This window comes from Streptomyces xanthochromogenes (assembly GCF_014650455.1).
GTDB lineage: Bacteria > Actinomycetota > Actinomycetes > Streptomycetales > Streptomycetaceae > Streptomyces > Streptomyces xanthochromogenes.
Window position 1 is genome coordinate 508,948 of sequence record NZ_BMUZ01000003.1, and the last position, 22,603, is coordinate 531,550.

A 22,603-nucleotide genomic window follows, 5' to 3' on the forward strand; every position below is an offset into this window, starting at 1 on the left:
GGGAAGTCGAGGGCAGGCGAACTGTGTGCTTCGGACCGGAGGCACGCCCGTGGGACCCGTATGTCCTGGGCGTGTCATCTCCGGATGCGACCAGGACGTTTGAGGTTCGGCGGCGGTCCCTACAGCCCCCTGACGTCCAGGAGCCCAACGAATGACCACGGCCGTTCCACGCACGCGGAGCCATGACGACGCCCCTGACACCGAAGCCGCCTTCGCCCGCCTCAACTCCCTTGACGAGGGCCCGGAGTACCACGCGCTGCGCGACGAGCTGGTGGCCCAGTGGCTCCCGATGTCGGCTCGGCTGGCCGTCAAGTACCGCAACCGCGGCGCCGAGATCGAGGACCTGTACCAGGTCGCCGCGATGGGTCTGATCAAAGCGGTGGACCGGTACGAGGCGGCGCGGGGCGCGTTCGAGGCGTATGCGATCCCGACCATCAACGGCGAGATCAAGCGGCACTTCCGTGACTCCCTGTGGGCGGTCCATGTTCCGCGCCGGGTCCAGGAGTTCCGCAACAAGGTACGCATCGCGCGCAGCGAGCTCCAGGCCGGCCGGCCCGGTGAGCCCAGCATCGCCGAACTGGCCGCCCAGTGCGGGCTCGACGAGGACGAGGTCCGCGCCGGCATGGAGGCCATCGAGTCGTTCCGCAGCCTCTCCCTCGAAGCCGAATCCGGCGGTGCCCAGGGGGAGGGGGCCGGGGCGTCCCTGGCTGACAGCCTCGGCACCACCGAGCCCGGGTTCGACCACGTCATCGACCGCGAGGCCGTCAAGCCCGCACTGCGGGCGCTGCCGGAACGCGAGTCGCAGATCCTCTACATGCGGTTCTTCAAGGAGATGACCCAGAACCAGATCGCCGAGGAGCTGGGGCTCTCCCAGATGCACATCTCACGGCTGATCACCCGTGCCTGCAAGCGGGTACGCCAACAGACCCTCGCCGAACACCTCGAAGCCGCTTGACCCCGGAGCCATCGCGTCCGCCGGCCACCAGCGGAGGCCGGGCGTTGCCCCCGCGTGCGGTGGCGCAGTGCGTTCAGCCGCTTGGCGTGGACGTCTCCTGCCCGCGCGGCCGCGCTGGGCGGAGAGAAGACGGTACGCGGCCACGCTGGACGGGGTGGCGTCCGCCTTGCCGCACGAACGCCGTAGCGCGAGGCCGCTCGGCGTGCACGGCGGGCGCCGCGCTGCTTCTCTGAGTGCACCCCGCCCCTCCCCCGAAGTCTCTGGAGGACTCCCCCGTGAACATGGCAGACGAAGTACGCGAGCGATCCGCCCGGCAACTGCGCGTCCATGTGAACGCGCTGCGTGCCGCCGCGGCACGCGCCCTCGACCCGGAACTGCGCCAACGCCTCCACGACAAGGCCCTGCGCCTGGAGGGGGAACAGCGCGAGCAGCGCCCCGGCACCGACCGGGCCTCGTCCGTCTGACGGTCTTGCGGTCCGCGTGCGTACTCGCGCCGGTGTGCGGAGGTTCCCCCCTGCGGTCGCGGACGATCCTCCATAGTGGATGAGTGATCACACGAGACGATGGTGCGGGGACCGACGGATCCGAAGAACCTGGGCGGGCGGACCGGCCCGGCGGTGAGGAGGCCCAGGTCCTGGTGGTCGGCGCGGGTCCTGCGGGCTCGGCGGCCGCGCTCCATCTGGCCCGGGCCGGAGTGGACGTCCTCCTCCTCGAAAAGAGCGGGTTTCCCCGCGACAAGGTGTGCGGGGACGGACTGACGCCACGAGGTGTGCACCAGCTGGTGCGCATGGGCATCGACGTCAACGCCCCCGGCTGGATGCGCAATCGGGGCATGCGCTGGGTGTGCGAGGGCCGCCAGGTCGAGATCGACTGGCCCCGCCTCGGCAGCGGCCCGGACTTCGGTCTCACCCGCACCCGCCGGGACTTCGACGACCTCCTCGCCGCCCACGCGGTCGCCGCCGGGGCACGGTTGCGCACCGAGGTCAGGGTCACCGCGCCGGTGACCGACCGCGCGGGCCGGATCGTCGGGGTGACCGCGGTCGCGGGGCCCGACAAGGAACCCGTCCGCTTCCGGGCTCCGCTCGTGGTCGCCGCCGACGGCGCCTCGGCCCGAACCGCCTTGCAGATGGGGCTCGAACGCGACCCCCAACGCACCATCGCGACCGCCGCCCGTCGGTACTACCGCAGCGAGGACCGGTCCCACGACCCCTATCTGGAGCTGTGGGCCGACCTCCTGTGCAGCAGGACCGGCCGCGATCTGCCCGGCTACGGCTGGGTGTTCCCGCTCGGCGACGGCCGGATCAACGTGGGCCTCGGCGCCCTGCCCCACCGCCGTCACGGTGCGGTCGATCTGCGCGCCACCCTGGACCGCTGGCTGCCCCGGCTCCCCGAGGAGTGGGGCGTGACCGAGGAGAACGCCGCCTCCCCGCTGCGCAGTGCCGCTCTGCCCATGGGCTTCAACCGGCATCCGCAGTACCACCGCGGGCTGTTGCTGGTCGGGGACAGCGCCGGGATGGTCAGCCCCTGGAGCGGAGAGGGCATCGGCCAGGCGATGGAGGCCGCCGAAGTCGCCGCCGAGACCATCGCCCTCGCTCTGGCCCGGCCGGCCGGACCGGGACGGGAGCACGCGCTGCGGCAGTATCCGACGGAGATCAATCGCCGGTGGGGGCGCCACTACCGGCTCGGCAACCTGGCCGGTGACCTCGTGCTGGGCCGCTACGGCTACCGGCCCGTGCTGCACCCGCGGGTCATGGCGTCACCACCTCTGCTGCGGACGCTGGCCCGGCTCCTCACCCATGTCGCCGACGAGCCGCCCCGCGACACCATCGACGGGGTCCTGCACGCACTGATGCGTGCCGTGCCCCGCACCCGGCCGCGGGCCCGCAGCGCTCCGCCGTCGTGACGGGATCAGGTCACGCTGTCGGGTCGCAGCGTGAAGACCTGGTCGAGGCCGACGATGCGCAGCACGCGCAGGGTATTGACCGGTACGGCGGCGAGCGCGATGTCGGCGCCCGCCGCATGGGCGTGGTGGCGTGCCGCGATCAGGGCGCTGATGCCGCTGGAGTCGCAGAAGTCCATGCCGCCCAGGTCCAGGACGAGGCACTGGCCGGACTGGAGGGGCGTGACGCTGACCAGTTGCCGCAGTTCGGGCGCGTGGGCGTAGTCGAGCGCGCCGAAGATCTCCAGGACGGGACCGGTCGCGGCGTCTCGGGTGGTGATCTTCAGCGGGCTCATTCCGTGCTTCTCGTCTCGGGGTCGGTGGGCGGTACGCCGAGGGCGAGCAGAGCGGTGTCGTCGTCGAGGCCTTCGCCGAAGCTGTCGAGCAGCCCGGTGAGCGCCTGGATCACGGCGTGCGGCGATTCCCCTGCCAGCTCGACGGCGAAGTCGAGCAGGGCTTCGTCCCCGTACAGGCTGGTGCGGTCCTTGCCGGTGCGGGCCTCGGTGAGGCCGTCGGTGTAGAGCAGGAGCGTGTCGCCGGGGGCCAGGACGGTGGTGGCGGCGGTGAAGGGCGCCGAGGGCAGGATGCCGATGAGCAGGCCGCCGGGGGTGGGCAGGAAGTCGGCCGTGCCGTCGGCGCGCAGGACGAGCGCCGGAGGATGACCGCCCGAAGCGAGCTGGACGGCGATCGCGCCGGTGGCGGGATCGGGTTCGAAGGTGCCGAAGACGGCGGTGCAGTAGCGGGGGTCGCCGCCACCCGTGTACCGCTCGTGGAGTACGTGGTTGAGGGTGGTCAGGGCCGCGACCGGGTCGGGGTCGTGCAGGGCCGCGGCGCGCAGGGTGTAGCGGGTCAGCGAGGTGACCGCGGCGGCCTGGGGCCCCTTTCCGCAGACGTCTCCGAGGAAGAACGCGAAGCGTTTGCCGTCGAGCGGGAAGACGTCGTAGAAGTCGCCGCCGAGCCGGTCCGCGGAGGCCGTGTGGTAATAGGCGGCGGTCTCCACGCCGGGTACGGACGGCAGGGTGTGCGGGAGGAGCGACTGCTGGAGTACGGCGAGGGCGTCCTGCAGCCGCGCACGGTCCGCCTCCGACTGTCGGCGTGCTTCTTCGGCGGCCCGTCGGCCGCGCAGGAGTTCTTCCTCGTAGGCCCTGCGGTCACGGGCGTCGAAGAGCGTGGTGCGGATCAGCAGGGGGTCGCCGGCGCTGCCGTGCTTGACCACCGAGGAGACGAGGACCGGCATCCGGCCGCCGTCGGCCCGCTTCACTTCCAGGGCGATCCCGTTGATCTCGCCCTGCATCCGCAGCAGCGGCGCGAAGTGCGTTTCGTGGTAGAGCCTGCCGCCCACCGACAGGAGGTCGGCGAAACGCATACGGCCGACCACCGCTTCGCGTTCCAGGCCGAGCCAGTTGAGGAGTGTCCGGTTGGCCTTCGCGATGGTGCCGTCCATCAGCGTCGAGAGATAGCCGCAGGGCGCGCTCTCGTACAGGTCGTCCGCGCTGTCCTCGAGCAACGCGGCGAACGCGGCGTCCGACGCCTGCCCGTCGTGGCAGTGGTCCGGATCGTTCGGGTCGGGCTGCTGCTCGGTGCGGCCCATCATCTGCGCTCCGCCAGGAAGCCGAGGATCGCCGCGTTGGTGGCTTCGGGCGCCGACAGGTGGGGGCAGTGCCCGGTCGCGTCGAGGGTGATCAGCGTCGAGCCGGCGATGGCCCGGTGCACGAACGCCCCGACTTCCCTGGGTGCGATGGCGTCCTGGGTGCACTCCAGGACGAGGGTGGGAACCTGCACGCTCTTCAGCTCCTCCCTGGAGTCGGACAGGAAGGTGGTCCGGGCGAAGACGCGTGCCATCTCGGGGTCGGTGGCGCAGAAGCTGTGCTTCAGTTCGTCGCCGAGTTCGGGCCGGTCCTCGTTGCCCATGATCACCGGTGCCATCGCTCCCGACCAGCCGAGGTAGTTCGCCTCCAGGGAGGCGAGGAGCTCCTCGATGTCCTCGGCGCTGAACCCGCCCCGGTACCCGTCCTCGTCGATGTAGCGGGGCGAGGGCGCGACCATCACCAGCGAGCCGATGCGGCGGGGAGCCATGGCGGCGGCGAGCACTCCGATCATCGAGCTGACCGAATGTCCCACGAACGCGGCATCGCGCAGGTCCAGCGCCTCGCACACGTCCACCACGTCCTGGGCGTAGCCGTGCAGTGAGGCGTAGCGCCGCTCCGAGAAGACGGACGAGTCGGAGCGGCCGGCACCCACGTAGTCGAACAGCACGACCCGGTAGTCCTCGGCCAGCGCCGGCACCGTCAAACGCCACATGTTCTGGTCGCAGCCGAAGCCGTGCGCCAGGATCACCGTGGGCCCCTGGAGGTTCCCGGTGACGGTGACGTTGTTCCTGCGGACGATATCCATACCCCGAGTGTGTCAGTCCCTGTCCACTCGACGGCGCGCACCTCCCATTGCTCCACGTCCCGCCCGCCACCTTCACACCACGTTGTGAGCAGCGAGGACGCGTTTCGAGGGGCCCTGTCGCCGGTTGTCGCTCCCGGGCCGGGTCCGGCCAGCCTCCGGCGTCCCCGGCTTCTTCGCGGGCCGCTCACTGGTCCCGCTCCTGGGCGTCCTGCCCCGCTGCCTCCTGCTCCGCTGCCTCCTGCTCCGCCTGCTCGTCCTCCTTCCGGGCCGCCTCGTCGTCCGGTTCGCGTCCGGCGACCGACGACAGGTCGCTGAGCAGCCGGATCGTGTCCGCGGTGACGGCGGCGAAGTGGTCGAGGTTCTCGTCGCTGCGCGCGCGGAACATGGACCCCAGCTCGCTCTGGGCGGCGTAAGCCCTCCGCAGGGCCGCCCGGCGGTCGCTGTTGCGCCGACGTGTCGCCTCGTCCGCGTCCGCCCCTTCCAGGTCGGAGTCCTCCAGTGTGTCGTCGAGCTCGCACACGTCTCCCGCCGCGCGCAGCAGCTCCGCGACGACCGGGGGTGCCGTGTCGGGCAGGGCGGAGCGGCCCGATCCGCCCGCCGCCTCGGCCAGGGTGCGGGTGATCGCCTCGATGTGGTGGGTGATCCGGTCCCAGGTGAAGTCCCAGTCGGCGGCCGGGGGCAGCGGGGTGGAGCGGCGCAGTTTCCGGCCGGGGTTGAGGCGGAAGCTCTCGTCCGACCAGCTGCGGGCGGTACGCAGCTCGGTGACCCGGTCGGTGAGCCGCCAGGCCCGGTCGTGCCAGGTCTGCGCGGCCTCCTGGGCGAGGCCGTCCTCGCCGAGGCCGTCGGCGACCGCGTGGAGCAGGGCGGCGCTTTCCGCCGGCAGGTGGGTGCGGAGGTGGCGCACACTGCGGGAGTGCACGGGAGGCAGCACGAGCGCGTTGACGGCGAGCCCGATGGCCGCGCCGAGGAGTGTCTCCAGGAACCGGTGCAGGATGTCGAAGCCCGAGTACGTGCCGTAGACGAGGACGAACAGAGCGGCGGTCGGCGCGTTGAGGCCCTGGGCGCCGAACCGGGCGTACGAGCCGAACAGCATCGCCACCGGCAGGGCGATGATCATGGCCAGCATGGAGTTGCCGGTGAGGACGCCGGCACCGGCGGCCAGCAACGTGCCCATGACGACCACCACGAACTGCTGCAGCGCCGACTTCAGTGACCGGTAGACGGTGCTCTGCACCAGGAAGATCGCGGTCCAGGGCGCGAGCATGGCCATCGGTGCCTTCCACCACCAGCCGGCGAGGGCCCAGGCGATCAGTGCCGCCGCGGCGGCCTTCAGCGCCTGGACGGCGGTGTCCCGCTCGGGACCGGGCCCGCTCAGGGCGCGCCGCGCCGAGCGGCCCACGGCCGCGCCTTCCCATACCGCCCACTGCTTCCACTGGACGACAGCCTGACTCAGATCTCTCAACGTTCCGTTCCCTGTCCTCGCACCCGCCGTCCACCGCGGACGACCACGACGTGGAGGTCCACACACCGGCGCCGCGCTGGACCACCTCGTTGGACTCGTTCCCCGTACCCAAATGACCGCAGATATGCGGACGAGACGGGGCGGCGCTCCGTCGGCCCCGGTGTGATGGACACCCATGCCGCACACGAGCGCCGCCACCACCCCCGAAACGCGTGCGGTGCGCACGCTATCGTTGCGGGGTGGAGAACGAACTGGGGCACGAGATCGCGGAGGCGCTGGGCATTCTGCTGCGGCGCACCACGCGCGCGCAGCTGCACAAGCGGCTCACCGAGGGCATGGGCGAGGGGCTCGACGAGGTGACGTATCCGGTGCTCAGCGCGCTGGCCCGCACGGGTCCGCGCAGCGCGGCCGACCTGGCGCCCGAGGTGGGGATCGACCGCTCCGGTGTCACCCGGCGCGCCTCACGCCTGGAGGCCGCCGGCCTGGTCCGGCGCGAAGCCGACCCGAACGACCGGCGAGCGAATCTGCTGGTGCTGACCGATCAGGGAGAACGCACGACAGCGGAACTGCGCAGGCGTCTCGCCGCCCACATCACGGCCGCCCTGTCGTCATGGCCGCCGGGCGAGGCCGAGGCCTTCGCCCACCACCTGCGCCGCTTCACGGTCGAGGGCCCCTTCGCCTAGGGACCCACTCACGGCGACATCCTCAGGCACCGTCACCGGTCGGGCTCTCCGGAAGCCGCCACGCTCCGCCCCGGTCCTCCTTCGCGTACCGCGCGACGAGGTCGGGGATGCGCAGGCGGCACGCCAGGGCCGTGAGGGAGTGGAAGGCGCCGATCGCGAACCGGGTGTCGGGCATGCCGAGGCGCAGGAGGCGGGGCTTCACACCGGCCTGGATCTCGTCGACGAACGGCCGGAGCTCCGCTTCGTAAGCGGCGAAGGCGGTGGGCAGATCCTCGGCGTTCCGGTTGATCTCGCCGGCCAGGACGTAAGCGCCGACCAGTCCCCCGGATATGCCCATGCCGCTGTACGGCGACGCGCAGTGCGCCGCGTCCCCGAGCAGCACCACGCGCCCCCGGGACCAGGTGTCGGTGCGCACCTGGACGACCTCCTGCGAGTAGAAGCTCTGCGTCGTCTTCATGGCGTCGAGGAACCGCCTGGTCTGCCATCCCGCGTCGCGGAACCTGCCGGCCCAGAATTCCTTCTGCCGTTCGACCGGTTCCCGATGGACGGCCGAGGCTTCGGCCGACTCCTCCCGCAGCACGAAATAGGCCTGGGTCTCGGTCGGGTTGTGGCTCCTGCGCATGATCATCCGGCCGCGCGGGGCGAGGTAGGTGTCCCGGATGCTGCCGTCGGACGCGAGGCGGGGAACGAACCAGTACGCCATGTGGATGCCCATCCGCCGGTACGGGTCGGGCGAGCCCGGCGGCAGGATGGCGCGGCGGATTCGCGAGCCCTGTCCGTCCGCGCCGACCAAGACGTCGAACTCGCCGGACGAGCCGTCGGAGAACCGGGCGGTGACCTTGTCGTCGTCCTGCTCGAAGCCCTCCACGCTCACCCCGAAGACGTGGTCCACGCCCTCCTTCGCCGCTTCGTGCAGGATGCGCACCAGATCGCCGCGCATGATCTCGTACTCGGACGTCAGGGACTGCCGGCCCCGCCCCGAGGTGTTGGCCATGATCGTGGCCCGCGCCCTTCCCCGGGCGTCCACGAGGGCGACCCCCGGCTCGTCCACGAGCTTTCCCCTGACGGCGTCGAGCAGCCCCATGCGCTTCACGGCTTCGATCCCCTGCCCCCGGAGGTCGACCTGGGCGCCGGTGGCCCGCAGCGCCGGGAAGCGTTCGACGACGGTCACCCGGTGGCCGCCGCGCGCCAGCCAGTGGGCCAGGGCCTCCCCTGCGACTCCACCGCCGCAGACGAGGACCTTCAGTGAGGTGGTTCCGGATTTGGGCGTCATGCCGCGCTCCGCATCTATCAGCGATAGGTTCCTTTGCAGAGTCATCTATCGGCGATAGGTTGTCAAGGTGAGGAAAATGAACCGCGAGACCGTCCTCGCCGAGGCGCTCGACCTGCTCGACGACGTCGGGCTCGACGCTGTCAGCACGAGACAGCTGGCGAAGCGCCTGGGCGTAGAACAGCCGTCCCTGTACTGGCACTTCAGCAACAAGAAGGAGCTCCTCGCCGCCATGGCGGAGGCGGCGATGGCCCCCCACGCGACCGCTCCGCTGCCGACCCCGGCCGACGACTGGCGCACCTGGTTCCTCGACAACACGCGCAGCTTCCGGCGGACCCTGCTCATCCGTCGCGACGGCGCGCGTCTGCACGCCGGAAGCAGCCCCGGCGTAACCGACCTCGACCGGGTCGCCCACAAACTGGCCTTCCTGGTCTCCTGCGGGCTGCCGGAGCGGGACGCGCAGATGGCGATGCTGGCCTCCGGGCGCTACACGATCGGCAGCGTCCTGGAGGAACAGGCGGAACTCGCCCTCGGCAGCGACGCGGAACGGCCCGCCGGCCTCCCCCCGATCGACCACGAGTCGGCGTTCGAGGCGGGGCTCGCCCTCATCCTGGGCGGCCTGGAGCAGCACGCACCCAAGGGTCGGGCGCCCGGCCGGCCGACGCGCCGGAGTCTCAACGACCTTTCCGGCAAAGGAGGTTGAGGCCAGCAGGCCCGCCGTCGGGCTTGACGCCATGGCCCATGACCGCAGCGGGGTCGTCCGCCGGGTTGATAGGCACCCGGCCCCTTCGACGCTGATGCGGTGCGCCGCCCTTGGGACCGGCTGCTGCATCTGCTCAAGAAAGCGCTGACTGGGAGCTGAACTGCTGCCCCGAGCAAGGAGGTTGGGGCTTACGCAGGAGCGCGACTTGCCCTGCCGGTGATGGTGGCGCACGCCCGGGCAAGCCGCTCAGGTGTCCCCTACCCGTCCTCGGTGCTCAGTCCGCAACGGCCTCGATGAGGAAGTACGGCGCGGCCCCCTCCAGCGGGACGACCGAGGCGACGGCAAGCCCGGCAAGGCGACAGAGATCCTCGAAGTCGGCGCGGGTGCGCTCCCTGCCGCCCACGTTCACCAGCATGTTGAGGTCGCTCAGATAGGTCACCTCCTGGCCGCCCGGGGCGTCGGAGCCGGCCTCGACGGTTTCGGGAAGCACGGGCTCCACGATCAGAACGCGGCCGTCCGGCGGCAGCACCTCCCGGCAGTGCCTGAGGATAGTGACCGCCTGTTCGTCCCGCCAGTCGTGCAGGACGCTCTTGATCAGGTAGAGGTCCGAGCCCTTGGGAACGCTCCGGAAGAAGTCTCCGGCGACCAGCGAGCAGCGCTCCGTGAGCCCGAGCCGCCGCAGCGTGTCGGGCGCCTGGGCGGAACCCTCCGTCGAGTCGAGGACGACCCCCACGAGTGCCGGATGCGCTGCGAGGACGGCACCGACAAGGGTCGCGTCCCCGCCGCCGACGTCCGTGACCGAGGCGAACCGGCCGAAGTCGAAGGCGTGCGGCAGCACGTCGGCGGCCAGCCCGGTCGCCTGGCTCATGGCGGTGTTGAACGCCGAGGACAGTTCGGGGTGTTGGGCGAGGTGGCTGAAGAAGTCGGCGCCGAAGACATCGTCGAACGCGACGTCACCGGTGCGGACGCTCGTGTCCAGGTGCTCCCAGGCCCGTATGGCCACCGGGTCCGTGAACACCCGCACGAAGGACGCGAGGGAGCCGGGTGCCGCGGGGTCGAGGAGTGCTCCCGACGGGCTCACGGAAAAGGTGCCGGGAGCGTGTTCCGTCAGCAGGCCCAGGCCGGCCAGCGCGCGTAGCAGCCGCGTCGTGGCTTGGAGCTCCGCCCCGACGGCATCGGCGACTTCGCCGGCCCGGCGCGGCGTGGCACCCATCAGCTCGATCACCCTCAGCCGCACAGCCGCGCGCAGGGTCTGCGCGGCCATGCTCCCGAAGGCGGTCCGGACGATCAGCTCGCGGTCGGCCGCGGCTGCTGATCGGTCATCGGTGGTCGTGGTGGTCACAGGCGTCTTCCTTCGGTCGTGTCCAGTGGGGTGATCGTGAATGAACAGGCCATCGCAGGGAGCGGGGCAGTGCCGTCGCAGCGCCGGGCCGCCCTACGAGACCGCGCCTCGGGGACCGCGCCTCGGGCAACCGGAACCGTACGATCCGAGCCCCGTACGACCCGGGCCGTCGTACGAACCGGCTCAGGCAGCAGGCGAGTTCGGGGCTGCCAGGGCGCTCGGCGTGCATCCGGCGAAGGCCAGTACGTCGCGATGGAGGTGGGGCTGGTCCACGTATCCGCAGGCCAGCGCGACATCGGCAGGGTTCTCGCCCGCGCGGAGCGCGCGGGCGGCGTGATCGAAGCGGACCAGCATGGCCGCGCGCTTGGGGGTCAGACCGATCTGGGCGCTGAACCTGGACCACAGCCGTTTGCGGCTCCAGCCGCAGGACGCGGCGAGTTCGTCGACCCGGACCACGCCTCGGCAGGCCACGATGCGGTCCCAGACCGCCGCGATCTCAGGCGCCATGGAGGGCCCTCCGGCGGCCCGGTCCAGGAGGAACTCGTCGACCAGGACGAGACGCCGCTGCCAGGCCGTGCTCTCCGCAAGCTGCTCACGGAGGCGTTGTCCGGGTCGTCCCCACAGGTCGTCGAGGCTGATGGCCGGCCGGTCGAGTTCGCTCGGGGAGACACCCAGCAACGCGTACGCGGCGGACGGCGACAAGCGCATTTCGATGCACTCGACCCGCTCGCCGCGTACGCGTGCCCGACCGGGCGACAACGGGGAGACGAAGGCACACAGGGACCGCTCCCCGCGGTCGTCCTCGACCACGAGCGGGTCGTCGCCAAGACCGATGACGACGACCACGGAAGGCTGTGCCAGCACCTGCTTGTCCAGGCCCACGGCGATGCGGTCACGGAACCCGGCCATCCGGACGCCGCAGAGGGACGCGCCGCCGAGGGGGTGGGCAACCTCCCAGCCCGCCGCGGCGTCGTGGTCCGGAGCCGCCGGACCCGTTTCGTATCGGTGCATGCCCCTACGGTCGCCCACTTCGACGGTCCTGTCTTGGACGAAAGTTCCCCCGCCGTTCCGGAGGGCACCGACGGGACCGTCGAAGATCTGCTTGCTTGGGCTTGCCCGGTCCTGCTTGGGCCTGCCCGCTATTTGGGCTTGCCCGGACCTACTTGGGCATCAGGACCGTGTCGATGATGTAGACGGTGGCGTTGGCCGTCGGCACGTTGCCGCAGACCACGCCGGCGCTGTCGTTCACCTTGTACTCGGTCCCGGAGCCGGCGGTGGTGACCTTGCTCTTCTCCAGGGTGTCGAACGAGCCGTTCTCCAGCTGCTTGGGCGTGACCTTCTGGCCCACGACGTGGTACGTGAGGATCTTGGTAAGGGTGGCCTTGTCGTTGAGGACCTTGTCCAGGTCGGCCTTCGGGATCTTCGCGAAGGCGTCGTTGGTCGGCGCGAACACGGTGATGTTCTGGGCGTTGTTGAGGGTGTCGACCAGACCGGCCTTCTTGACGGCGGCGACCAGGGTCGACAGCGCCGGGTTGTGCGAGGCGGCGGTCGCGACCGGGTCCTTGGCCATGCCGTCGAACGAGCCCGCACCGTCCTTCGGCACGGACGCGCACGCGGTGCCGAACGGCTTGTCCGTCATGGACGCGTCGTCGCCCGCGGACGACTGCGCGGCCGGAGGCGCGGCGGCCTCGGAGGACGAAGAGGAGCTGTCCTTCTTGCTGTCGCTGCCGCCACAGGCACTGAGCACGAGCGGGAGGACGGCAGCGGCGGTGACGGCGATGGTGGCACGGCGGATACGCAGGGCGTTCATGACTTCTCCTGTGGAGTGGAATGCGTTGACTTGGAACGGATGCGGAAGTCGACGGGCGGCGGGTGTGTTCGGCGCCGCGTCGGCGTGCGAGTGGTGCGCGGTCAGTCCACGGTGATCACCACCGAGTGCCAGCCGCTCGCACCGTCCGGAATGGTCTGGGTTCGCTGTTCGGTCTGAATCCGGCCGGTGCGGTCGGTGGCGCGGACCGTCAGCGTGTGGGCCCCCGAGGTGGCCTTCCACGGCAGGGACCACTGACGCCAGGTGTCCGCGGTGTCCTCGGCCGCGAGGTCGGCCGGTGTCCAGTCGCCGTCATCGACCCGGACCTCGACACGTTCGATCCCCCGGTGCTGCGCCCAGGCGGCCCCGGCGATCATCACGGTGCCGGGCTTCGGGCGCGCGAACGGCTTCGGGGTGTCGATGCGGGACTCGGTCTTGATGGGCGCCTTCCGGGCCCAGGAACGCTTGACCCAGTAGGAGTCATAGGCGTCGAACGTGGTCAGCTCCAGGTCTTGGAGCCATTTGCACGCCGAGACGTAGCCGTACAGACCGGGGACGACCATGCGGACCGGGAAGCCGTGCACGAAGGGAAGTGGTTCGCCGTTCATGCCGAGGGCGAGCATCGCGTCCCGGCCGTCCATGATGTCCTCGACGGGACTGCCGATCGTCATGCCGTCCACCGAGCGGGCCACGAGCTGATCCGCCGGACCGCCTCGCGACGGGGGCCGGACCCCGGCCTCCTTGAGGAGGTCGGCCAAGGGCACGCCGATCCAGCGCGCGTTGCCCACGTACGGGCCGCCGACCTCGTTCGAGACGCACGTCAGCGTGATGTCACGCTCGATCAGCCGGCGTTCGAGGAGGTTCTGGAAGGTGAGTGTCAGTGGACGGCCCACCCCCTTCCCGTGGATCTTCATCCGCCAGGAGGTGGCATCGACCTTCGGGATCACCAAGGCGGTGTCGACGCGGTAGAAGTCGGCATTGGGGGTGACGAACGGGCTGATGCCGGCCGTGTGCAGGATCGCTCCGGACGGGATCGGCCGGGCCGGGGAAGCGGGCCTCGGCAGTGTCACCTTGGCGCGTGAGGCAACCGCCCCTTGGCCACGCGAGTCGTTCAGCGACCGCCCTAGGAGGCCGGCCCCGGAGGAGGCGGCGGCCGCGGCACCGGCCGCGATCACGAACCCACGCCGGTCCCAGCCGAGGGAACCGTCCGCCACCTCGGCGGCGGAGCCCTCTGCGCCCGGGGACCCCTCAACTCCATTGGCTTCAGGATCAGTTGATGTTCCGCGTCGTAGTGTGAGCCGTCCGATCAGGAAGTACAGGAGTCCCGCGCCCGCCACCGCTCCGGCCACCGAAGGCAGTGCGTCGGCCAGGCTCGTCGAATCGGGGCGGCCGGTCGCGGCCAGTGCTCCCACGACACCGAACAACAGCACCCCGGCGGCCCCGGTACGGCGAAGGCGCAGTGCCAGCACGCCGAGCACGAGGGCCAGCAGGGCGAGAACGGCCAGAATGCCGAGCTGCAGGACGAGCTTGTCGTTGGTGCCGAAGTGGCGGATCGCCCAGTCCTTCACGGCCGGCGGAGTGCGGTCGATGGAGGCACCGCCCACCGCGATCACCGGACCGGACTCGGGCCGTACGGCTGCGGAGACCAGCTCCGCTACGGCCAGTGCGGCGAAGCCGGCGAGCAGTCCGGACAGGGCTGCGAGCGGAAGGCGAATCCCTCTGCTCAGAATTTTCATCACGGCTCCTATTCGGAGCGGGTGGGCAGCCGGATTGGCCACTCACCCATACGAGTTGCTCCCGGCGCCTCCCGGCACCCCGTCGGGCGGCCCGTGCCGACCGCACGATTCGCGGGGACTCCCGTGAATTGCCTGGCAGGCGGGGTTGTAACCTGCCGCCCATGACCACAGCGAAGACCCCCACGCCCCGCGCCGCCCTGGAGATGCTCCTGAGCGGGAATCAGCGATTCGTCACCGGTTCACCCGAGCACCCCAACCAGGACGCCACGCGTCGTACCGAGGTCGCGCCCGGTCAGAATCCGTTCGCCGTGCTCTTCGGGTGCTCCGATTCGCGGCTGGCCGCCGAGATCATCTTCGACCGTGGGCTCGGCGACCTGTTCGTGGTGCGCACCGCCGGACACGTCATGGGAGCCGAGGTGCTGGGGAGCATCGAGTACGGCGTGAGCGTGCTCGGCTGCCCGCTGGTGGTCGTGCTCGGCCATGACGCGTGCGGCGCGGTGGCGGCGGCTCGCTCCGCCGTCCAGAGCGGCACCACCGCCGCCGGTTACGTCCAGGACGTCATCGAGCGCGTCACGCCCAGCGTTCTGGCCTCGCAGGCCGCAGGCCACACCGAGGACGAGGAGTTCATCGCGGAGCACATAAGGCACAGCGTCAGCCTGCTGCTCGACCGCTCCCGGGTGCTCTCGGACGCGGTCGAGGCGGGCACCACGGCGGTGGTGGGCCTTTCCTACCGGCTGGTCGACGGCACGGCCCGCCTGGTCATCGCGCGCGGTGTCGAGGTGCCGGAGGGCGCCCGGTCCTGACGCACCCCCGCCCCCGGCCGTTCGCGGCCGGGGGCGGGGCACGGACGAGACGGCTGCCCGCGGTCAGGGGCGGGGCGCGTCCGACACGGGCCGGCGGCGGGGCGGCAGCGGAAAGAAGCCGCTGGTGCGAGCCGCGTAGGCGGAGTATCCGGGGCGGTCCTTCATGTGCTCCTCCAAGAGCCGCTGCCCGCTGCCGCGGGTGAGCAGGTACGACATCACGAGCGGCGAGAGTACGGACACGGCCGCCGCCTGCCAGGTGCCGCAGGCCAGGGCGAACAGGCCCCACCAGACGAGGAAGTCGCCGAAGTAGTTGGGGTGGCGGGTCCAGGCCCACAGGCCACGGTCCATGATCCTGCCGTGCTGCGCCGGGTCGGCCTTGAACCGGGCGAGCTGATAGTCACCGACGCTCTCGAAGACCAGCCCGGCCGCCCACAGCACACCGCCGACCACGGCGGTGGGCAGCAGCGGCCCGTGCGTGTACTGGGCGGCCTGGACGGGCAGCGAGATCAGCCAGATGAGGGCGCCCTGCAAGAGGTAGATCATCCGCAGGGCGTAGGCGTTGCGGCTGCCGGGGGCCTTGGACAGCATGCGGTCGTAGCGCGGGTCCTCACCGTGTCCTCGGCCGCGCCAGGCGATGTGGGCGGCAAGGCGCACCCCCCAGATCACGGTCGCCGACGTCACCAGAAGCCGCCGGGCGTCGTCACCGTGACCGGCCGAGGCCGCACAGGTGACCACGGCCACCACGGCGAAGCCGAGGCCCCACGCGATGTCGACGACACGATGTAGTCCCTTGACCACCGCGACGGCGAAGGTGACGAGGACGACGGCGAGCGCCGTGACGGCCGTCAGGGCCAGGTTGTTGGCGAAGGCGTGCCAGGGGAAGCCGGTCATCGTGTCTCCCGCGGCCGGTACCAGTCGTGCAGAGTGGCGGGCATGCTCGCCACGTCGTCCGTGCCGGGACGTACGGCGAGGATCTGGTCGACGCCCATGCGGCGCTCGGCGAACGCGAGGCCTCCGCCGGCCAGATACAGCCGCCAGACCCGGGCCGTCTCCACCCCGGCCAGGGCCACGAAGTCGGCCCAGCGCCCCTCCAGGGTGGCGTACCAGGCGGCGATGGTGCGGACGTAGTGCTCGCGCAGCGATTCCACGGCCCACACGTCGAGCCCGGCGTTCTCCAGGAGGGAGACGGTGTCTCCCAGCGGCCGCATGTGCATGTCCGGAGCGATGTAGGACTCGATGAACGCGCCGCCGCCGGGGGCGGTTCCGGTGCGTGACATCTGCTGGACCAGCAGTCGGCCGCCGGGGCGCAGCAGGGCGTGCAGGCGCCCGGCGAAGGCCGGGTACTGCGCCGCACCGACGTGTTCGCCCATCTCGATGGCGCAGACGGCGTCGTAGTCGGCGCCCGTGATGTCCCGATAGTGCCGCAGGTGCACCTTCACCAGGTCGTCGAGTCCGCGTTCGCGGACGCGGGCGGCGACGAAGTCGCGCTGCTCCCGGGACAGGGTGACCGCGGTGACGCGGGCGCCGAAGTGCTGGGCCGCGTGCAGGGACAGGCTTCCCCAGCCGCAGCCGACGTCCAGGAGTCGGGTGCCGGGGGCCAGGGCCAGCTTGCGGCAGATCAGTTCCAGCTTGTCGTGCTGCGCCTCGGCCAGTCCGTAGTGCGGGTCGTCGGGGCGGGTCCAGTAGGCGCAGGAGTACGCCATGGACTCGTCCAGGAGCAGCGCGTACCAGTCGTTGGACAGGTCGTAGTGGTGGCTGATCGCCGCCCGGTCCCGGTCGGTGGTGTGCGGCCGGCCGCGCAGTCGGGCCTGGCGGGCGCCGGGGGCGGGCGGGCGCGGGCCGATGGCACCGCAGCGGAGCGCGGTGAGCGCGGCGGCGAGACGGCGGTGCGGCACCTTGCGGTGGGGCCCCGGTCCCCGGTCGCGGACCGCGCGCCACACGGCGCTGAGCCCGGTAGTGAGGTCGCCCTCGATGTCGAGGTCGCCCGCGATGTAAGCCTGGGCCAGGCCCAGTTCACCGGGCTGCCACAGCAGTCGACGCAGGGCGCGCGGTGAACGCAGCACCACCGTGGGCGCCACCGCGGGCCCGGCTTCGCTGCCGTCCCAGGCCCGTAGCCGTACCGGCATGCCACCCAGATATCCCTCGACGACCTCGGCCAGACGGGGTGCCAGCGGCTTCACCGGTGCGGACGGCTTCACAGCTGCCGACGGCTTCATCGGGCACCCGCCTTCGCGAGCACGATCTGGTGGACGTCCAGGTAGCGGGCCCGGAATCCGGCTTCGGAATAGGCGAGGTAGAACTCCCACATCCGGGCGAAGACGGCGTCGAAGCCGAGGGCCGCGACCTGTTCGCGCTGCGCGTTGAAGCGTTCTCGCCACAGTCGCAGGGTCTCGGCGTAGTGCGCTCCGTACGCGTCGTCGTGGACCGTCGCGAGGCCTGCCGCCCGGGCTGCCTGGTCCACGGCTTCGACGGAGGGGATGAGCCCGCCGGGGAAGATGTACTTGTGGATCCAGGTGTAGGTGTCACGGGTGGCCAGCATGCGCTCGTGGGGCATGGTGATGGCCTGCAGTACGATCCGGCCGCCGGGGGCCAGCCGGCCGGACAGGGTGTCGAAGTAGACGGGCCAGTACTCCTCGCCGACGGCCTCGATCATCTCGACGCTGACGATGGCGTCGAAGTCACCCGTCACCTGCCGGTAGTCGCACAGCTCGACGCTGACGCGGTCCGCGTGGCCGGCCGCTTCGATGCGCCCGATCGCGTAGGCGCGCTGTTCCCGGGAGAGGGTCACGGTCTTCACCCGGGCTCCTCGTTCCGCCGCGCGCAGGGCGAGCTCGCCCCAGCCCGTGCCGATCTCCAACAGGCGTGTCCCTTCGCCGACTTGGGCCAGATCGAGCAGCCGGTCGATCTTGCGGTGCTGGGCGTCCGCCAGCTTCGGCCACTGCGCGGGAAAGCCTCGGAACACGGCGGCGGAGTACGTCATGGTCTCGTCGAGGAACAGGGCGAACAGGTCGTTGGACAGGTCGTAGTGCCGGCTGATGTTCGCCCGCGCCCCGTGCAGCGTGTTGCGCTGCGGGGCCGGGTGACGCCGCGCCCAGAGCCCGCGCAGGCTCTGGAGCGGGCGCGGCACGAGCGAGGCCACGTTCGCTGCCAGGACGGTGAGGACGTCGACCAGGTCGTCGGTGTCCCACTCCCCCGCCATGTAGGACTCGCCGAACCCGATGAGCCCGTCGGTGCCGAGACGGCGGAAGAACGCCTGCGGGTCGTGCACCTTGACGAGCGGTCCCTGGTCGCCGGTGTGCGGGGCGCCGCCCAGCTCCACCCGCAACGGCAGTCGGCCGAGCGCCCGCCGCACGATCCACTCGGCCACCCACGTCCGAGCCGGCGAACTGCGGGGCACCCTGGCCACGTCGGGCCACCGGGACGCGTCCACCCGCACACGCGGTGCGGGGGTCGTGCTCCGGTCGTCCGGGTACGAGACAGCGGCCTTCACTTCATGCCCTCCTGGAGACAGTGACGGGGTCGGGGTTGGACGGGCAGCCGGCGCAGGAACAGCCACAGGCCGTGGCGGCGGATGCCGATCGACACGGCGGCCGTCGACCACGGGTGCCGGAGTGCGGCCGCGAGCAGCCGCCCGGGCGTCGCCCCGGTGCGTACGCCGCGCACGGTGGCGGTGAACGGGCGCTCGTCGCCGCGTCGCAGTTGCACGCTCAGTTCAAGCCTCGCGCCGGGCTCGGGCAGCCGCATCCGGTAGGCGCCGTCGACGGGGAAGAACGGCGAGACGTAGAACTCCTTGGCCACCGAGGCCGCACCCTGTTCGTCGGTGCGCAGCAGATAGCAGTGGCGTTCGCCGTAGGTGTTGTGGACCTCGGCCACCACGGCCCGGAGGTCGCCCTCTGGCCCGTAACACCAGTACAGCGTGAGGGGGTTGAACACATGGCCCAGCACGCGTGCGTGGCCGAGCATGAGAACCCGGCCGCCTTCCAGGTGCGTGCCGTGCACGGCGAGGAAACGGTCGAGGCCGCCCCGCAGTGAGGGTTCGGTGCCGCCGAAGTGGTCGCGGGCGTCGAACCGGGCGAGCGGGCGCAGCGGACGCGGCAGGACGGGCAGCTCGTCGAGGTCGACGAGCCACAGGTAGGTGCGGTTGCGGAAGGAGTGCCGCAGCGGGACGGTCCGCGCGTGGGAGACCACGCATTCGTAGAGGGCGGGGGCTACCGGTGCGGGGGCCTCCGGCGCGCGTGCCGGACCCGGCGTCGGGTCCAGGGCCGGGGCGGTCACCAGTCCACCCCCAGCGCGGCGGCGGCCCGGACGCCGGACCGGCAGCCGTCCTCGTGGAAGCCCCAGCCGTGATAGGCGCCCGCGTAGACGGTCACGGGTGTGTTGAGCCGGGGCAGGTGCTGCTGCGCGGCCACCGACTCCCGTGTGTAGACGGGGTGTTCGTACGTCATGCGCCGCAGCACCCGGCCGGGGTCGATCCCGCCCTCGGCGTTGAGGCTGACGATGTAGGGCCGCGGTCCTTCGATGCGTTGCAGCCGGCTCATGTCATAGCTGACCTGCACCTTGTCCGCCGACGTCGCGCAGGAGGCCATCCGGTAGTTCCAGGAGGCCCTGGCCCCGGGGGCGGTGGGCAGCACGGTGGCGTCCGTGTGGAGCACGGTGTGGTTGCGCGAGTACCGGAAGGCACCCAGGACGCGGGATTCGTCCGGGGTGGCGTCGGCCAGGATGCCGAGCGCCTGGTCGGGGTGGACGGCGATGACCACACCGTCGTAGGTGTGCTCCCCGTCGTCACTCACCACTCGGGCCCGGCCCGACTCCCGTCGCACGGCCCGCACGGCGGTCCCGGTGCGCACGGCGGTCAGCTGCTTCACGACCCTGCTGACGTATTCGGCCGAACCGCCGGACACCGTACGCCACTTGGGCGCGCCGCGCACGGACAGCATCCCGTGGTGCTCCAGGAACCGGAAGAGGTACGTGGCCGGGTACCGCATGGCGATCTCGGGGGCGCACGACCACACCGCGGACACCAGCGGGGTCACGAAGTGGTGCACGAAGTACGGCGTGAAGCCGCCCGCGGCCAGGAACTCGCCCAGCGTCCGCTCGCCCTCACGGTCGGAGACGAGGGCGGCGCGCGCGGCCCGGTGGAAGGCCGGCACCTGGGCGAGCATCCGCAGATAGCGCCCCCGGACGACGCTGCGCGGCTGGGCGAAGAGCCCCGCGGGCCCCCGGGCCCCGGCATATTGCAGCCCGCAGCCGTCGCACCGCACGGACATGCTCATCTCCGAGTCCTGGGTGGACACCCCGAGCTCCCGGAACAGCCGCAGCAACAGCGGATACGTACGTTCGTTGTGCACGATGAATCCGCTGTCGACCCGGACCACCTTCCCCGCGCCCCGGGTGAGCTCATGCGTGTGAGCGTGCCCGCCCACGCGGTCGTCCGCCTCGTACAGCGTCACGTCACCAGCCCGTTGCAGCACATGGGCGGCGGTGAGACCGGCCACTCCGCTGCCCACCACGGCTATCTGTCGCCGTTCCATCTCCGCGCGCCTCCTCATCCGACAGCGACGGCACGGCCGACTGTCCGGCGCCCGTCTGCAAGTGATTCGGCCCTGCGCCGCCCGCGGATTGGTGACAGTTGCCGCACGGCACCGTTCGCGTCGTGAGGGTCCCCGAAGGGGATCGAGCAGAAGCCCGTCGTGACGCACCCGGCGAACGCGGAAACCCATGAGCGTCCAGCGGCGGAGCTCGGCACGATGTCCCCGTGGACCACGCCCTGCACGGCCTCGCCGCCAACCCGTCCCTGCCGCCCGACCTGGTCGATCGCCTGATCCTGGTCGCCGACCCGGATCTCGCCGACGAACTGGCCGACCGTGCCGACCTCACGCACGACCAGGCGACCACCTTGGCCACGCGCATCGAGTCGAGCGCCCAACGCCTCGCCCGGCACGGCATGTTGACGGCCGCCGACGTCGACCCCGTGACCCGGCCCGCAGCCGCTCTCGCTCTGCTCGGCGAAGGCTCCGGACCGGCCGCATGGGCACGCCTCTTCGCGAAGGACCCGGACGTCTCGCGCCGCGAAACGCTGGCCGGGTGCCCCGGTCTCCCCCGAGACGTGGTGGAGACGCTCGCCGCGGACCCGGACCCGCGCGTCGTGGCCGAGCTGGCGTTCGGGGCCACGCCCGAAGTGGCGGCCGCACTCGCGACCCACCCTCACGCGGAGGTCCGCCGAGCGGTCGCGGCCAACGAGGCGACACCGCCGACCGTGCTGGCCGGGCTGCTCGCGGGCAAGGGGATACCGCCCGTACAGCGGTGTCCGGTCCGCGAACGGGAGGAGGCGGCGTTCGTCCCCGCCCCGCAATGCCCGAGGCCCAACAGCGATTCCCCGGCGGGTGCTTCCTGCGACGGCTCCCGTGAGTCCGCCACGCACGGCATACAGCGGGCGGCGCTGCACAATCCCGCGACCCCGGCTTCCGCTGTCGCCGGCTTCGCCGAACACCCCTCGGAACCGCTGCGCCGGGCCGTGGCCGCCCGCCGGGGTCTGCCTGCGGCGGTGTACGCAAGGCTCGCGGTGGACCCCGCCCCCGGCGTGCGCGCCGACCTCGCCGAGAATCCCTCGATCGACGACGCCGTGATCGAGATCCTGGCCGAGGACCGTGGCCACGACGTCCGGCGCTGCCTCGCACACAACCCGCGGGTGCCGCTCGACGTACTCGTCCGCATCGTCGGCCGCACCAGGATCGGCCCCACTTCGCTGCCCCGTATCGCCGTCGCCTCGCCCACCGAGGTCGAGGAGCTCGCCCGGTCGCCCCTCCCGACCGTGCGGATGCTGATCGCCCGACGACGCGACCTTCCGGCCGAGATCCGCGACGCGTTGGCCACCGACCCCGACGCGGCCGTGGTCATGTCCGTCGCGGCGCACCCGGGCCTCTCCGAAGCCCGGCTCCGCGCCATGGTCGACCGGCACGGGGTCCGGGTCATGGCCGGCGTGGCCGCGAACCCGGACGCCACCGGACAGCTCCTGGAAGAGCTGTCCCGGCACAGACCACCGGCGCGCAAAGCACTCCGCGAAATCGCCCGGCACCCCCATGCGACGCCCCGGGCCCTGCTTGCCTGTCTCGCGGACGAGAAGGCGCGGTGCACAGCCGCCGGCCACCCGGCGCTGCCGGCTCAGGCCTTGGCGGAGTTGCTCGACCACGACGACTGGCAGGTGGTCGAAGCGGCTGCCGCCCATCCCTCGCTCCCGGCCGCCGTCATGGCGCAGCTCCTGCACCGAACCTGACTCGGCCAAAACGCCGACCGGGATCTCGGACGAGCATCGCCGCGAGCCCCTCCGGAGCCGCCGCGGGCAGCACCGTGCGTGCCGCTGTGCGACGACGAAATTACCCGGCCGAGCTCATTCACCGGATGCCCACAGAAGGCACCCAGAGGCCACTGAAGCGAAAGATGGCCATTCAAGGTGGAGGGAGTAAGAGCCCGGGCCGATAGGGCCTCCAGCGGCCACACAGGTGGCTTCAC

21 protein-coding genes are annotated in these 22,603 nt (G+C 71.5%); 7 read left to right on the top strand and 14 right to left on the bottom strand.

The window, feature by feature from the left end; genetic code table 11:
• Nucleotides 1–151 precede the first annotated feature (151 nt).
• From IE267_RS09670 to IE267_RS09680, 3 genes are all read left to right on the top strand, one after another.
• Nucleotides 152–955 carry a SigB/SigF/SigG family RNA polymerase sigma factor gene (locus tag IE267_RS09670; RefSeq protein WP_167160786.1) on the top strand — a complete coding sequence of 268 codons (804 nt, stop codon included), beginning with the start codon at nucleotides 152–154 and terminating at the stop codon, nucleotides 953–955.
• A gap of 281 nt (nucleotides 956–1,236) precedes the next feature.
• Nucleotides 1,237–1,419: a DUF6381 family protein gene (locus IE267_RS09675; RefSeq protein WP_229860906.1), complete on the top strand. Its 183-nt coding sequence runs from the start codon at nucleotides 1,237–1,239 to the stop codon at nucleotides 1,417–1,419.
• Nucleotides 1,420–1,505: 86 nt separating this feature from the next.
• Nucleotides 1,506–2,858 carry a geranylgeranyl reductase family protein gene (locus IE267_RS09680; protein WP_167161769.1) on the top strand — a complete coding sequence of 451 codons (1,353 nt, stop codon included), beginning with the start codon at nucleotides 1,506–1,508 and terminating at the stop codon, nucleotides 2,856–2,858.
• 5 nt (nucleotides 2,859–2,863) lie between these two features.
• Here the strand turns inward: IE267_RS09680 and IE267_RS09685 are convergent, their stop codons facing one another.
• From IE267_RS09685 to IE267_RS09700, 4 genes are all read right to left on the bottom strand, one after another.
• The gene (locus IE267_RS09685; RefSeq protein WP_167160782.1) at nucleotides 2,864–3,190 is read right to left on the bottom strand and encodes an STAS domain-containing protein; all 327 of its coding nucleotides are present in this window, start codon (nucleotides 3,188–3,190) and stop codon (nucleotides 2,864–2,866) included.
• On the bottom strand, nucleotides 3,187–4,485 hold the full coding sequence (locus tag IE267_RS09690; protein WP_189763017.1) for a PP2C family protein-serine/threonine phosphatase: 1,299 nt from the start codon (nucleotides 4,483–4,485) through the stop codon (nucleotides 3,187–3,189). Before IE267_RS09690 ends, IE267_RS09685 begins: the two co-directional genes overlap by 4 nt.
• Nucleotides 4,485–5,288, bottom strand: coding sequence for an alpha/beta fold hydrolase (locus IE267_RS09695; protein WP_189762844.1), 804 nt, complete (start codon nucleotides 5,286–5,288; stop codon nucleotides 4,485–4,487). Before IE267_RS09695 ends, IE267_RS09690 begins: the two co-directional genes overlap by 1 nt.
• Before the next feature lie 184 nt (nucleotides 5,289–5,472).
• Complete coding sequence (locus tag IE267_RS09700; protein WP_189762845.1) at nucleotides 5,473–6,750, bottom strand: FUSC family protein; 1,278 nt, start codon at nucleotides 6,748–6,750, stop codon at nucleotides 5,473–5,475.
• Nucleotides 6,751–6,989: 239 nt separating this feature from the next.
• On the opposite strand from IE267_RS09700, the gene IE267_RS09705 reads away from it, so the two are divergent.
• A complete protein-coding gene (locus tag IE267_RS09705) occupies nucleotides 6,990–7,433 on the top strand; it encodes a MarR family winged helix-turn-helix transcriptional regulator (protein WP_161249664.1) in 444 nt (147 codons plus the stop codon).
• Nucleotides 7,434–7,455: 22 nt separating this feature from the next.
• On the opposite strand, the gene IE267_RS09710 is transcribed toward IE267_RS09705, so the two are convergent.
• Nucleotides 7,456–8,706: an FAD-dependent monooxygenase gene (locus IE267_RS09710; RefSeq protein WP_189762846.1), complete on the bottom strand. Its 1,251-nt coding sequence runs from the start codon at nucleotides 8,704–8,706 to the stop codon at nucleotides 7,456–7,458.
• A 76-nt stretch (nucleotides 8,707–8,782) separates the two neighbouring features.
• Between IE267_RS09710 and IE267_RS09715 the strand changes: the two genes are divergently transcribed.
• Nucleotides 8,783–9,406 carry a TetR/AcrR family transcriptional regulator C-terminal domain-containing protein gene (locus IE267_RS09715; protein WP_189762847.1) on the top strand — a complete coding sequence of 208 codons (624 nt, stop codon included), beginning with the start codon at nucleotides 8,783–8,785 and terminating at the stop codon, nucleotides 9,404–9,406.
• A 274-nt stretch (nucleotides 9,407–9,680) separates the two neighbouring features.
• Here IE267_RS09715 and IE267_RS09720 read toward each other — a convergent pair whose 3' ends face one another.
• The 4 genes from IE267_RS09720 to IE267_RS09735 form a co-directional block, all read right to left on the bottom strand.
• Entirely contained in the window at nucleotides 9,681–10,748 is a 1,068-nt protein-coding gene (locus IE267_RS09720; protein WP_229860908.1) for a methyltransferase, read from the bottom strand.
• A 183-nt stretch (nucleotides 10,749–10,931) separates the two neighbouring features.
• On the bottom strand, nucleotides 10,932–11,759 hold the full coding sequence (locus tag IE267_RS09725) for a helix-turn-helix domain-containing protein (protein WP_189762848.1): 828 nt from the start codon (nucleotides 11,757–11,759) through the stop codon (nucleotides 10,932–10,934).
• A 148-nt stretch (nucleotides 11,760–11,907) separates the two neighbouring features.
• Entirely contained in the window at nucleotides 11,908–12,558 is a 651-nt protein-coding gene (locus tag IE267_RS09730) for a fasciclin domain-containing protein (RefSeq protein WP_167160770.1), read from the bottom strand.
• A gap of 101 nt (nucleotides 12,559–12,659) precedes the next feature.
• The gene (locus IE267_RS09735; protein WP_189762849.1) at nucleotides 12,660–14,291 is read right to left on the bottom strand and encodes a molybdopterin-dependent oxidoreductase; all 1,632 of its coding nucleotides are present in this window, start codon (nucleotides 14,289–14,291) and stop codon (nucleotides 12,660–12,662) included.
• A gap of 161 nt (nucleotides 14,292–14,452) precedes the next feature.
• On the opposite strand from IE267_RS09735, the gene IE267_RS09740 reads away from it, so the two are divergent.
• Nucleotides 14,453–15,094, top strand: coding sequence for a carbonic anhydrase (locus tag IE267_RS09740; RefSeq protein WP_161249670.1), 642 nt, complete (start codon nucleotides 14,453–14,455; stop codon nucleotides 15,092–15,094).
• A gap of 63 nt (nucleotides 15,095–15,157) precedes the next feature.
• On the opposite strand, the gene IE267_RS09745 is transcribed toward IE267_RS09740, so the two are convergent.
• The 5 genes from IE267_RS09745 to IE267_RS09765 are packed head-to-tail and all read right to left on the bottom strand — an operon-like array spanning nucleotide 15,158 to nucleotide 20,625.
• The gene (locus IE267_RS09745) at nucleotides 15,158–15,985 is read right to left on the bottom strand and encodes a DUF1295 domain-containing protein (RefSeq protein ID WP_189762850.1); all 828 of its coding nucleotides are present in this window, start codon (nucleotides 15,983–15,985) and stop codon (nucleotides 15,158–15,160) included.
• Nucleotides 15,982–17,310, bottom strand: coding sequence for a class I SAM-dependent methyltransferase (locus tag IE267_RS09750; RefSeq protein ID WP_189762851.1), 1,329 nt, complete (start codon nucleotides 17,308–17,310; stop codon nucleotides 15,982–15,984). Before IE267_RS09750 ends, IE267_RS09745 begins: the two co-directional genes overlap by 4 nt.
• Nucleotides 17,307–18,584, bottom strand: coding sequence for an SAM-dependent methyltransferase (locus IE267_RS09755; protein ID WP_308428747.1), 1,278 nt, complete (start codon nucleotides 18,582–18,584; stop codon nucleotides 17,307–17,309). The genes IE267_RS09750 and IE267_RS09755 overlap by 4 nt, the downstream gene beginning before the upstream one ends.
• A complete protein-coding gene (locus tag IE267_RS09760) occupies nucleotides 18,581–19,369 on the bottom strand; it encodes a DUF1365 domain-containing protein (RefSeq protein WP_373304507.1) in 789 nt (262 codons plus the stop codon). The genes IE267_RS09755 and IE267_RS09760 overlap by 4 nt, the downstream gene beginning before the upstream one ends.
• Nucleotides 19,366–20,625 carry an NAD(P)/FAD-dependent oxidoreductase gene (locus IE267_RS09765; RefSeq protein ID WP_189762852.1) on the bottom strand — a complete coding sequence of 420 codons (1,260 nt, stop codon included), beginning with the start codon at nucleotides 20,623–20,625 and terminating at the stop codon, nucleotides 19,366–19,368. The genes IE267_RS09760 and IE267_RS09765 overlap by 4 nt, the downstream gene beginning before the upstream one ends.
• A gap of 224 nt (nucleotides 20,626–20,849) precedes the next feature.
• Between IE267_RS09765 and IE267_RS09770 the strand changes: the two genes are divergently transcribed.
• Nucleotides 20,850–22,367, top strand: a complete 1,518-nt coding sequence (locus tag IE267_RS09770) for a hypothetical protein (protein WP_189762853.1) — start codon at nucleotides 20,850–20,852, stop codon at nucleotides 22,365–22,367.
• Nucleotides 22,368–22,603 lie beyond the last annotated feature (236 nt).

Coding starts and splice junctions, on each gene's coding strand:
- IE267_RS09725 (WP_189762848.1), bottom strand. CDS start 11,759: ATGCACCGATACGAAACGGGTCCGGCGGCTCCGGACCACGACGCCGCG.
- IE267_RS09765 (WP_189762852.1), bottom strand. CDS start 20,625: ATGGAACGGCGACAGATAGCCGTGGTGGGCAGCGGAGTGGCCGGTCTC.
- IE267_RS09670 (WP_167160786.1), top strand. CDS start 152: ATGACCACGGCCGTTCCACGCACGCGGAGCCATGACGACGCCCCTGAC.
- IE267_RS09730 (WP_167160770.1), bottom strand. CDS start 12,558: ATGAACGCCCTGCGTATCCGCCGTGCCACCATCGCCGTCACCGCCGCT.
- IE267_RS09695 (WP_189762844.1), bottom strand. CDS start 5,288: ATGGATATCGTCCGCAGGAACAACGTCACCGTCACCGGGAACCTCCAG.
- IE267_RS09745 (WP_189762850.1), bottom strand. CDS start 15,985: ATGACCGGCTTCCCCTGGCACGCCTTCGCCAACAACCTGGCCCTGACG.
- IE267_RS09690 (WP_189763017.1), bottom strand. CDS start 4,485: ATGGGCCGCACCGAGCAGCAGCCCGACCCGAACGATCCGGACCACTGC.
- IE267_RS09750 (WP_189762851.1), bottom strand. CDS start 17,310: ATGAAGCCGTCGGCAGCTGTGAAGCCGTCCGCACCGGTGAAGCCGCTG.
- IE267_RS09715 (WP_189762847.1), top strand. CDS start 8,783: ATGAACCGCGAGACCGTCCTCGCCGAGGCGCTCGACCTGCTCGACGAC.
- IE267_RS09675 (WP_229860906.1), top strand. CDS start 1,237: ATGGCAGACGAAGTACGCGAGCGATCCGCCCGGCAACTGCGCGTCCAT.
- IE267_RS09740 (WP_161249670.1), top strand. CDS start 14,453: ATGACCACAGCGAAGACCCCCACGCCCCGCGCCGCCCTGGAGATGCTC.
- IE267_RS09685 (WP_167160782.1), bottom strand. CDS start 3,190: ATGAGCCCGCTGAAGATCACCACCCGAGACGCCGCGACCGGTCCCGTC.
- IE267_RS09710 (WP_189762846.1), bottom strand. CDS start 8,706: ATGACGCCCAAATCCGGAACCACCTCACTGAAGGTCCTCGTCTGCGGC.
- IE267_RS09735 (WP_189762849.1), bottom strand. CDS start 14,291: ATGAAAATTCTGAGCAGAGGGATTCGCCTTCCGCTCGCAGCCCTGTCC.